Raw genomic sequence first — 11,298 nt, forward strand, 5'->3', positions numbered from 1 at the left:
GGATCGAGCAACCGTTGGCATCGGTGATGGTCACTGTATAGGAACCAGCCGAACGACCTGTAGTAGTTGCACCCGTGCCTCCCGAAGGCGACCATAAATAGGTATATGAACCTGTACCACCAGAAGCAACAACGCTTGCCGTACCGTTGGAACCACCGTTGCAGGTCACATCAGTCTGAGACTGGGTGGCCGTCAAGGCAGCCGGGGCGTTGATGGTAAAGTTTTTTTGGATCGAGCAACCGTTGGCATCGGTGATGGTCACTGTATAGGAACCTGCCGAACGACCTGTAGTAGTTGCACCCGTGCCTCCCGAAGGCGACCATGAATAGGTATATGAACCAGTACCGCCAGAAGCAACAACGCTTGCCGTACCGTTGGAACCACCGTTGCAGGTCACATCAGTCTGAGACTGGGTGGCCGTCAAGGCAGACGGTGCATTGATGGTAAAGTTTTTTTGGATCGAGCAACCGTTGGCATCGGTGATGGTCACTGTATAGGAACCAGCCGAACGACCTGTAGTAGTTGCAGCCGTACCTCCCGAAGGCGACCATAAATAGGTATATGAACCTGTACCGCCAGAAGCAACAACGCTTGCCGTACCGTTGGAACCACCGTTGCAGCTTACGTCAGTCTGAGACTGGGTGGCCGTCAAGGCAGTAGTAGGTGCTGTGATAGTAAAAGATGTAGAACTTGACAAACCACAGGAATTGGTAACTGTACAAGTCCAAGTACCAGCAGTAAGCCCTGTTGCTGTAGCCGTTCCGTCACCGGCTGGGTTACCTGGTGTCCAGTTGTATGAAAAGCCATTTCCGCCAGAAGCACTTACCGTGGCAGAACCAGTGGCACCACCGTTACAGGCAATATTTGTTTGAGCAACTGGGGTTACGGTAACCGAGGGACAATGCCATGTCATCGCATCTAATGCCACATAGGCTATATTCCCTGTAGTTGTAATTACAAATTGATCTATGGAAGTATTGGAATTGTTGGCTCCTCCAAAATTCGCCATATTGATTAAAGTATAACCATTATTGACTCCCATACTGGTGTTAAAAGGAGAGTTTGCTGTGGCGGTAAATTGCTGAACACCCCCTAGCTTTCCAGTTACATTCAACGTTCCGGTAACATTAAGCCCAAGATCCGATTTCGCCAAAAACAGATAAAAACTCTTTAACGTAAAAGCAGATCCTCCTGCAGCAGAAATCGTAAATTGCACTGGGGTATTAAAGTAGGTTGTACCACTATTGTCTATAAATCTATTATCGATCGAGGTACCATTCCATCCTCCTCCAGAGTATAGGAAGACATCAAAAATGGCGGGTGCCTGACTGGTAATATTGAATACCTGACCATTATCAGTAAAGCTGGCTGATCCGACACTCTCGGTTTCAAAAGTCTCTGTTGACTGTGCTCTTGACTCACTTAAAGCCAGAAAGAAAATTAATACTAGAAGTAACTTTTTTTTCATTTTAATTTGTTATTTATGTTAATTGATTGTATTTTAAACTATATTGCTTACCTCTAAACTCATTAATAATACTTTTAAGCAAATGACTGAATTGGGTACGATTACAAAGGAAATTATCTCTTCACAAACCATAATGGAGCAGGTAAATGCTGTAAAAAAGCTTTCAACTTTTTATAATCAGATTACTGCAGATGGCAAGCATTTTGACATAACCCCCGATAATGAAAAATATATTGCTGGAGGTCAGGCTCTTTCTACTTATCATGCAGCGGTTTGTACTGATGATTATTTACGTACTTGTTATTTTCTAAAAGGTGTTTACAGGGCTATTATTAATTTGCAATCTGATTTTCCTTCTAGAAAGATAAAAGTCCTTTATGCTGGCTGTGGTCCATTTGCAACATTACTATTGCCTTTATTACCCTTATTCGAGAAAAATGCTGTTGAAGCAATCATTTTAGACATCAATTCATCCTCAATCGAGTCTGTAAAAAAGCTTATCTCTATTTTAAACTTTGACGATTATAGTCTTACGATGGTGGAAACGGACGCTACTACCTATCAAAAACCCACTGAATGGGAAATTGACCTTTTTATTAGCGAAACCATGCATTATGGGCTTACCGCCGAACCACAGGTAGCTATTACCAAAAACTTTATCCCTCAATTACTCCCGCATACTATCTTCATTCCCCAACAGATTCATATTGATCTTGTATATACCTCCTTCAGCAAAGAGCCTTTTATAAAATTCAACCAGAATCCTTTAGAAACTACAAAGATGCAATCTGAACCCACACGAAAATATATAGACAGACTATTTTCAATTGGTAAAGGTGATGCTTTTTTATTGAATAGCGACCAAATTACTACTAAATTCTACCCTGTTCCGCAAGACCTTCACTCCTATCCAGACCTCACATTATTCACTGAAGTAGAGATTTTCGAAGATTTAAGCCTAAAGACTGCTGAATCCGTACTGACAAATCCCTACTGCCTTTCTTCATTATTTCATTTAAAAGCCCACAAGGAATTCCAACTGATCTATGATTTTAGCGCAACACCAAAGTGGGCCTATAGCTTTAAATAGTAATTTAAGGACGAGAAGGATATATCCCTTGCATGCAAATAATATAATTCATTGCCATAAAAGGCTGCATGTTTGCAACAGGCAGACCACCTCCAACTGGGGATTCAGTAGCCATAGCTGCACTCATTTGCACATCTGGAGTAGCATCAGTATAGCCAAAAAAGGCCTCAAAATCACGACCTTGTGGCTTCCCAACTGCAGCCAATACTGAAGTAGCTATAGGCTGACTGTATGATGCATTAGTCGAGCTTGCATGTATCGTCACATTGTGCTTGTGTGCTGGTATGTTTGCAATCCCTAGGTTGGTGGTTTCGCTACCTCCAACTTCTGCCAAATCATACCTAGTTCCTGATTTGGGATTATTACCTGTACCAATAGGCACTATCCCACTCAAATTAGGCAATGCAAAAGTTGTAATTCCATCACCACCGTAATTTGTTCCCAGGATAGAAAACAATGCTTGATTATTAGAAATTGGCAACATTTGACCTTGGCATAACATCCATCCTCTTGGGGCAAATGTTCCTGCAAAAATTTTGATAACTCCGATAAATTCATCCATGATTTTGTGTGTTAATTGGTTAATAGCACAAATTTAAAACAGTAGAAAATTACAACAACAGGTAGAATTACCTGTTTTCAATAATACAATCATAATTACATTTGCTGAAGCATGATTAAATAAAACCGTACTGTAGTTTTTTTTAAAACTACAGTACGGTTTTATAAAAATTTATAACAATTATATACTTGTTAATAAAAACAAAAAAAATCAGAATACTAAATTGTGTAATAATAATTAAAACTATATCTTTGAAAAGACAAACACCCCAGAAAATCTAAAAACCAATAATTAACTACTAATACAAAAAATTTATGGAATTTAACAATTTAGCCAGCATCGTAAGTTGCTTAAAAGAATGGGACACTATTAGAGACAATTCATTTGAAGTGACAGAGTTTCTTAATTTGGGAAATTATTTTTCCTTCACAAGAAATAAGCCTGAAACTTCTGCTATTCATGCCTACCCTGGAATTTGTGCAGCTGATAAAGAATTTTATATGTTTTTGATTGATGCCGAAGCAGATCAAAAAAGTAGTGAATCAGACTTGTTCAACGCCATTACGATCTGCAAAGTAAAGAGAAATATGGGCAACTCCGATGAAATCCCTGAAGCCGAAGCTCTAAAAAGAATTGATACATGGAAAAGGGATTGTTCAGCATGGGCTACCGAACAAATAAACAATAGGCAACAAACACAAGGTATCTTTCAGGCCTTTAATGTTCCCTCCTCTTATATGCAAAAAGATGTTGAATATTCTACCTTCTTTGCCTTAAAACAAGAAGGTTTAGGAAGCTACAGTGCAGATCTGGTTACAGTAGATCGCTCAAAATCTTCAATAGCTTTTTATGATACGGTAAGACCCGTACCTCCCTTTGATGTTACTCCAAGAAGTAACTTTTATTTATTAGATTTACTATAGTATAGAGATATGACCTTTAACAGGTTACTTAGTATCAGTACACTGCTGGTTCCGCTATTACTGCTTTTTGGCATAATAGCGGGTGCTTGCTATTATCGATACTTGGATAAAAAAAATAAATTCTTGGTGGTATATCTTTCTGTTTGCCTTACTATCGATATTTTAAGCCGGATTGCAGGAGAGATTTACAACAATAACTTAATCTTTATTGTCATTTTTAGCTTATTGGAGTTGGTCTTTTTTTATATATACTACCGGGTTTGCTTTTTCAAAAAGAACATAACGCTCTACACTGTAGCTACTTCCATTGCTTCAGTTTACATGATTTATGAAATGTTCACACTTAAAGATGTAGAACCAATTGATTTTCAGCCTTATTCTAAAGTAATTTGTTCTTTCATCATCATCATTATGTCAATCAATAATCTTTTTGAAAACATAAATAAAGAACAACAGGATAGCATGATTGTAAAGTTAAGTTCTGTTTTTGTAATTTATTTTTCTTTAAACTTGATTTTCTTTCTGCCGGTAAATTTTCTTATCAATGTTACCTCCTCTGTAAAGTTCTATTTTTGGTTTGCAAATCTTTTATTAACATTTTCATTTTATACTTTTTTAAGTAAGGAAATATGGAAAAATGGCTCGACCCAAAAACGGTTGCAATCTGGATTTTAGTTGTTCTGGCCGTTATAGCGATATTGGCAGTTTCATTTGTAAAGCTCGTGCGGATAAATTTCAAACGCATGGTAGAAAACAGACTGAAAGAGTCCCGCATGAAACTCGAATACCAAAAAAATCTTTTGGAAAGCGGCATTGTAGTACAGGAACAAGAGAGAAAACGTATTGCTGCGGATCTGCATGATTCCCTAATTGGTAAATTAACCATATTACGGCTGAAGAACCAAACGGAATACAATCGGGAACAGATTGATCTACTACTGGGGGAGACAATTGATGAAGCACGGCGAATATCCCATGATTTAAGCCCTCCGATGCTCGAATTTATTGAATTAAATGAGCTTCTCGAAGATATGATAACGCCTTGGAAAAAATTCCTGACGATCCATTTTTATACGAACATTGACACCACAGCAACTATAAACCAAAACCTCAAGATACAGATAGCACGGATCACACAGGAACTTGTCACCAATATCTACAAACATTCAGGAGCGTCAGACGTTTGCATACAATTAAAAACTACAAAGACAAACCTCGCACTTGTTGTAAGAGATAATGGAAAAGGTTTCGACTATGAGGAAGCCAAAAAAGGTATAGGTCTTCAAAATATAGAACTGAGAATGGTTTACCTTCGAGGCAGTCATAAAATAAAATCAAGCTCGAAAGGCAGTACAGCCATCATAACATTGAACCACTTACAATTCGGTAACCAATGAAAAATATTTCCATAGCCATAACGGACGATGATAGCCTGATAGCTGTACTACTTCAGGACTTTTTAAATAATAGCCAAGGGTATGAAGTGTTGTTTAGCGCCTCAGACGGCAACGAACTCATAGCAAAGCTTAATGAAAGTGAGCAACTCCCTGATATTGTACTTCTTGATTTAAAAATGGAGGGAATGGATGGCATAGAAGCAACACGTCATCTCAAGATTCATTTTCCAACGATAAAGATTATAGTTATATCCTCCCATTATAAGCATAGTTTTTTAAATTTCATGTTCAAAACTGGTGCCTCTGCTTTTGTTCCCAAAGGGATCTCCCCTATTTTGTTGAAACAAATAATAGAAACAGTCCATACAAAATCAGTCTATTTCATGGAAGATCAAATAGCGTCTATGATAGGAAAACCTGCTACAAAGACCTCCAGATTTATTTTAAACGACGATAGAGACCTATCCGAACGCGAAATTGAGATACTGAAACTTATAAGCATGCAAAAAACAGCCAACGAAATCGGTGAAATACTTCATATCACTGGCAGGACGGTAGAAGGGCATAAAAACAACCTTTTCATCAAGACAGGTGCAAAAAATATAGCCGGACTTGTGGTATTTGCAATTCAACACGATATCATAAGCATAGATCTTTTGCCAAGAATATAATGCCCATTGCTATCTGCCGTTTATAAAAAATGCATTTATTATTGTTCTCTCTATTTTTACCAAATATTTTTTTTATACAAATAAAAATCAAGTTATTTCTCATTTATACAAAGCAGCCTCCGAATTAAGAAAGAAAAACCTAATTAAAACCATCCAATTTTGACCAATATTTTCGCCTATTTTCAAAACTTTTACCCAACAATTGGCAAATATCGATAGTTGTGAAAAAATTAATGCTTGATTGTCCTAAAACTCTCTTGAGGACCAAGATAGCTTTCCTTCAATCCACCAGTATTAACGATGATTTTTTGCACCACAACTCCGGGATCAATCATCCAAACTTTTAAGGTATGATAACCTGCTTTGTTGATTTTTAATTTCGTTTTAATCTTTCGTACCTGATTTACAACCGATTCCGACCAATCTCTATTCGTGTATTCAATCTTGTAATCATCCGGAACATTCGTGATGTATTGTGGCGTTTCATCATCAAAAGAAACGGCAATTCTGTTATCGCGACCTGGAATGAAATTCAATATTGGCGAAGTTATTAGGTTGATTTCGATTTCGCCTTCAGTAAATAAATACATCGGATATTCCATGCAAGGTGCATCCTTTCCTGGAATTGCTGAAACTGCGTCAACAGGTGCTGTCGCTCTCATTCCTGATAATGTCAAGCCATAATCTTCAATCTTGATCCATTCTCGTTCGCCTTGGTTGGTGTTCTTTGCAAAATGTTCGGCTTCAATCGAAACCACTCCTCCACTTTCTACAAAACCTTTTGCATTTTTTTTATTAATTTCTTTAGGATTAAAAGCCGAAATTCTTACAATAACTTTTTTTCCTGAACCGGAAATGGTTACTGTTCCATTGGTTTTTCCTTTTGGAAGATTCGCTTCGTTTACACTTAAATAAACACGTTTATCTTCATCTTTGATCGTTCCTTTTGGTGCATCAATACTAATCCACGGAACATCAGAAGTTATCTCATAATCAAACGAACCTTTTCCTGTATTAAAGATTTCGAGATAATGCTTGCTGTTATTGAAAACATCAAACTCTGGCAAAATCGCTTTTTCAGATCGGTCCGGGAAACTGTTTTCGCTTCCTTCCAAGGCAATTCCCATCGAAGCCGTTTCTGGAATTTCTAGCTCGGAAAGCTTGATTGCATCCAGACTGTTTTTCTGTGGCGGATTCCAACTTGTATAACCTAAATGAGTTTGATCCATAAAGTGATCCCATTTTCCATCGGCATAAATTTTATTGTAATGATGCATCAAAGTCGTATCCTTCACAAACAAATCTTGCGTCAGTTTTGCCATATCATTCGTACTGGCTCTTTTTTGCTTGGCATATAATTTATTCTTTGATGCCGTTACATAAAGTTCGTTTACCAAAGCACTTGCTTTCGTTGGAAACAACACGATTTGATAGAAAGCATCTCGTTTTTCTTTTGGTAATTTTTTGTAGATGGCCTCAGCATCAGCGGTTATTTTATTGTAATCGGCCACAACATTTTCGGCTTCATTGTAATGTACCAAACTGTAGGTTTCTGGCGATAAAGATTCTGGTTTTCTTCTTCCGTTGAATTTGGTGTATTTTGCAAGAATGTTGGTAATTTCATCGGCATATTCGGTACCAAATTGCTTGATGACCCACGCTTTTGTATAAACATTGATGTTGGAATTCGTCCATTTTTTTGTATCCCAGGCCAAATCCATGAAATATTCCATCGGCAATTCATACCCTTTGAAATGACCTACGTTTACAATCCAAATCCTATCGGCTTCATATTGTTTAGACAACGCCATCTGGTCCCAAATCTTGGAAATGGGATTAGTGTTGATCCATTCATAACTTCTCGGACCTCCGTGATAATCAAAATGATAATAGACACCCGAACCTCCGCTTCTTTTTCGTTCTTCGGGAGTTGGCAATCTTCGAACATTTCCCCAATTGTCATCGGCCCACAAAAGTGTGATATTTTCCGGAACAACCATTCCTTCGTTGTAATAATCTAAAATTTCTTTGTAAAGACACCAAGTTTGTGGAATTTCGTCTAAATTCTGTCCCGTTTCTTCCTTAATGATTTGCTGTTGAGTATGCACGATTCCTTCAATCATGGCGATATTGTCCTTCAAACCTCCTTCAATTTCCGAATCATTTGCACCACGAAGTCCCATTGAAATCATGTTTTCGTAGTTTTTATTTCTTCGTATGCCATCCCTCCAAAATTTTTGAAGCGTGTCGGGATGTTTGTAATAATTCCAATGTCCGAGGGTTTTATTGTATCGTCTGTCCCACTCTTGTTGGGATCGCATCATCGGTTCTTGATGTGAATTACCCATAACAATTCCGTATTCATCTGCAAGACGCGGATTTTCGGGATCATCTTCGTTAAAAGCGTTGCTCCACATGGCCGGCCAAAGATAATTGGCTTTAATTCGAAGCATCAATTCAAATACTTTTGCATAAAATTCACTCCCATAATTGGCAACATTATTCCCAATCGGAGGATTTTTGCTTGGCGAAACCAATCCGTAATTTTCCTTAACCCAATTCGTCAAAGCTGGAGCTTCATCGTTGATGAAAATACCTCGGTATTTCACACTTGGCGATTGGTTGTGTTTTACGGGTTTTACATACAAAGCATTTTTATGTTCTACGGGAACATCTGCCCAAAAATACCAAGGCGAAACGCCAATTTTTTGTGAAACATCATATATTCCGTAGATGGTTCCTCGCTTGTCGTTTCCTACGATTACCAACGCTTTATCAATTCCTGGAAAGGGTTTTTCGATCGTTTGAATAGAATAGGCTTCCCATTTTCCGGTAACTTCCTTTACATCGAGTTTTCCGCTTTTCACCAATTGGTCGATAACTGGACTTTTGCCATACGTCCCAACGATTACAAGCTCTTTTTGGGTTGGCAATTTGTCGAAAATGATGGTTGGTTCGTGGTTGGTAACCTTTCCTATATCTGATTTTAAATCTTTCAAAGCTCGGATAACTCCCGGAAAATCTTTTGAATCGATAAATAAATTCGTTGATTTTCCATCATCTGATAATTTAAAAAATGATTTGTTTTTTGTATTAGATACGTAAGCACTTTCATCTTGGGCAAATACTGTTGCAAATGACAATAGCAAAATGAAATTGCACCAAAATCGAGTTTTTTTCTGGATGATTTTTGAAAAATTAAAATTCATTGTATTTATTATTTAGTGCTTAAACTTGCTTCAAATGGAGATGCTGGAAGATTTTCTTTGTTGAATAAATTAGCTTTATCAGGATTATCTGCCCAAGCATATCTCACCTTTTCTGGATTTAAAACAGCATCACTCCAAACCACTACCTTATCGCCTTCGATTTTGGCATTTGCCCAAACAAATTTCTCGTCTTTTCCAGCAATTGCAAATTCCTGCAACGGTTTTCCGTCTTTAGAAATCAATCCAGAACCAATGTCTGAAAACGATAAAATTAATTTATTTTCTTGCTTTTTTATGCTTTCAAAAAGAGGTCCAGAAGCAACTATCTTTTTTTCGCCGTAGGCAACTTTTTGAGCTTGCAAAGCCAATCTTTTCCCGACATCAAATTTATTTAAGGGATGGATGTCGTTCCATTCGCCAATATCAATGATAGTAGCCATTCCGGTATTTGCTACAGCCAAAGTATTTTTTTGCTGTTGTCTTAAAGCTGCCCAATTACTTTCGGTTGGTTCAGGTGTTGGAGCCATATAATTTGCCAATTGAACATATAAAAAGGGAAAATTGCCTTGGTTCCATTTTGCTCTCCAACTGGTGATTAAGGTTTCCATCAAATCGCCATATTCGGCTGGATTTTTTGTACTGGATTCACCTTGGTACCAAAGAACACCTTTGATGGAATAATTGGTCAATGGAGCAATCATGGCGTTGTAAAGTCCGACAGGTTTCCATCTGATAAACGTTTGCGAAGGCAAGGCTTCCATTTTTGCACCAAGCTTATATTTCCATTTTCCTTTTAAATCTAGGGTTTGATTTCCCACAACAAGTTCATAAGGTTTATCGGTAACAAAACCACCTTTTCCTGAATTGTTGATGACTCTGACTACGATTTCATTTTTTCCTTCTTTCAAAAATTTAGTATCAAACGTATATTTTCTTGGAGGATACTGGTAGGAAGTTGTCCCGATGAAATTTCCGTTTACAAAAACTGAATCGGCATCTACGATTCTTCCCAATTCGATATGAGCCGTTTTTTGATCGATTTTGGAAAGATTAAATTCTTTTCTGAACCAAACAACTCCATGCAAATAGCCTAGTTCTTCGCTTGCCCAATAGCCGGGAATATTCATTTGTTGCCAATTTAAATCATTCAATTCTGTATTTTTCCAATTGTTTTTTAAACCTTCGTCGTTTTTATTGGCCAACTCATACCAATCTTTACTGACTTTTTTATCGTTTTCCTCGATTTGGGTGATGAGTTTACCGTCTTTAAATTTTTGATGTTCTTTTGCGTATTCTGGAAATTTTTTAACAGTGGTTTCACTTAGCCAAGCTTCGGCAGGGGAACCTCCCAATGCACTGTTGATCAAACCGATTGGCACCTTGTATTTGGTATAGATTTCATTGGCAAAAAAGTATCCTACGGCTGAAAATTCCAGTACATTTTCGGGTGTTGCCGTTTTCCATTCTCCTGAATCTACATCGGTATTTTCCTTTTCAAAATCATATTTGTCGGGAACCAAAAAGTGACGGATGTTTGGGTTATTTGCTTTGGAGATTTCAGTTGTATATTTATCCTTGACGCGTTGCATTGGGAGTTCCATATTGGATTGTCCGCTTAAAATCCAAACGTCGCCGAAAAGAATGTCGTTTAGGACAATTTTATTGGATGACGATAAAGTCATCTGATAAGGTCCACCTGCTTTTTGTGAAGGTAAAATGACTGTCCATTCTCCATTTTTAGAAGTTGTAGCAGTATATTTTTTATTATTGAAATCTATTTGGATCTTTTCGTTTGGGGAAGCCCAGCCCCATAATTTTATTTTGGCATCGCGTTGCAAAACCATTCCATCGCTAATTAGCCTTGGAAGCTTAATTTGAGCATTGAGCAATGTTCCTAGAAAAAGGATTATGATTGTTATTATTTTTTTCATCTTTACTTTCTTTTAAATTTCTAAATACAATTTCTTTTTGGCATTTA

At 37.5% G+C, this 11,298-nt stretch carries 8 protein-coding genes and 1 pseudogene; 5 read left to right on the plus strand and 4 right to left on the minus strand.

Going from position 1 to position 11,298, the window contains the following annotated elements:
- Nucleotides 1-1,468: pseudogene (locus tag J2X31_RS12365) on the minus strand (SprB repeat-containing protein); the annotation flags it as partial.
- 82 nt (nucleotides 1,469-1,550) lie between these two features.
- Here J2X31_RS12365 and J2X31_RS12370 point away from each other — a divergent pair.
- Nucleotides 1,551-2,558: an SAM-dependent methyltransferase gene (locus J2X31_RS12370; protein WP_310027108.1), complete on the plus strand. Its 1,008-nt coding sequence runs from the start codon at nucleotides 1,551-1,553 to the stop codon at nucleotides 2,556-2,558.
- Between the two features lie 4 nt (nucleotides 2,559-2,562).
- Here the strand turns inward: J2X31_RS12370 and J2X31_RS12375 are convergent, their stop codons facing one another.
- Nucleotides 2,563-3,120, minus strand: a complete 558-nt coding sequence (locus J2X31_RS12375; protein ID WP_310027109.1) for a phage tail protein — start codon at nucleotides 3,118-3,120, stop codon at nucleotides 2,563-2,565.
- 314 nt (nucleotides 3,121-3,434) lie between these two features.
- Between J2X31_RS12375 and J2X31_RS12380 the strand changes: the two genes are divergently transcribed.
- From J2X31_RS12380 to J2X31_RS12395, 4 genes are read left to right on the plus strand one after another with little or no spacing between them, the layout of a single operon-like run.
- Nucleotides 3,435-4,043: a hypothetical protein gene (locus tag J2X31_RS12380; protein WP_310027110.1), complete on the plus strand. Its 609-nt coding sequence runs from the start codon at nucleotides 3,435-3,437 to the stop codon at nucleotides 4,041-4,043.
- 9 nt (nucleotides 4,044-4,052) lie between these two features.
- Nucleotides 4,053-4,718 carry a hypothetical protein gene (locus J2X31_RS12385; protein ID WP_310027111.1) on the plus strand — a complete coding sequence of 222 codons (666 nt, stop codon included), beginning with the start codon at nucleotides 4,053-4,055 and terminating at the stop codon, nucleotides 4,716-4,718.
- Nucleotides 4,673-5,440, plus strand: coding sequence for a sensor histidine kinase (locus tag J2X31_RS12390; protein WP_310027112.1), 768 nt, complete (start codon nucleotides 4,673-4,675; stop codon nucleotides 5,438-5,440). The genes J2X31_RS12385 and J2X31_RS12390 overlap by 46 nt, the downstream gene beginning before the upstream one ends.
- Nucleotides 5,437-6,111 (plus strand): response regulator transcription factor, encoded by a 675-nt coding sequence (locus J2X31_RS12395; RefSeq protein WP_310027114.1) that lies wholly within the window; start codon nucleotides 5,437-5,439, stop codon nucleotides 6,109-6,111. The genes J2X31_RS12390 and J2X31_RS12395 overlap by 4 nt, the downstream gene beginning before the upstream one ends.
- Before the next feature lie 230 nt (nucleotides 6,112-6,341).
- On the opposite strand, the gene J2X31_RS12400 is transcribed toward J2X31_RS12395, so the two are convergent.
- Nucleotides 6,342-9,320 (minus strand): glycosyl hydrolase 115 family protein, encoded by a 2,979-nt coding sequence (locus J2X31_RS12400; RefSeq protein WP_310027115.1) that lies wholly within the window; start codon nucleotides 9,318-9,320, stop codon nucleotides 6,342-6,344.
- Nucleotides 9,321-9,328: 8 nt separating this feature from the next.
- A complete protein-coding gene (locus tag J2X31_RS12405) occupies nucleotides 9,329-11,251 on the minus strand; it encodes a sialate O-acetylesterase (protein WP_310027116.1) in 1,923 nt (640 codons plus the stop codon).
- Between the last annotated feature and the right edge of the window lie 47 nt (nucleotides 11,252-11,298).

The organism is Flavobacterium arsenatis (assembly GCF_031456785.1).
In the GTDB taxonomy this organism is placed as follows: Bacteria; Bacteroidota; Bacteroidia; order Flavobacteriales; family Flavobacteriaceae; genus Flavobacterium; species Flavobacterium arsenatis.

Coding starts and splice junctions, on each gene's coding strand:
- J2X31_RS12370 (WP_310027108.1), top strand. CDS start 1,551: ATGACTGAATTGGGTACGATTACAAAGGAAATTATCTCTTCACAAACC.
- J2X31_RS12375 (WP_310027109.1), bottom strand. CDS start 3,120: ATGGATGAATTTATCGGAGTTATCAAAATTTTTGCAGGAACATTTGCC.
- J2X31_RS12380 (WP_310027110.1), top strand. CDS start 3,435: ATGGAATTTAACAATTTAGCCAGCATCGTAAGTTGCTTAAAAGAATGG.
- J2X31_RS12385 (WP_310027111.1), top strand. CDS start 4,053: ATGACCTTTAACAGGTTACTTAGTATCAGTACACTGCTGGTTCCGCTA.
- J2X31_RS12390 (WP_310027112.1), top strand. CDS start 4,673: ATGGAAAAATGGCTCGACCCAAAAACGGTTGCAATCTGGATTTTAGTT.
- J2X31_RS12395 (WP_310027114.1), top strand. CDS start 5,437: ATGAAAAATATTTCCATAGCCATAACGGACGATGATAGCCTGATAGCT.
- J2X31_RS12400 (WP_310027115.1), bottom strand. CDS start 9,320: ATGAATTTTAATTTTTCAAAAATCATCCAGAAAAAAACTCGATTTTGG.
- J2X31_RS12405 (WP_310027116.1), bottom strand. CDS start 11,251: ATGAAAAAAATAATAACAATCATAATCCTTTTTCTAGGAACATTGCTC.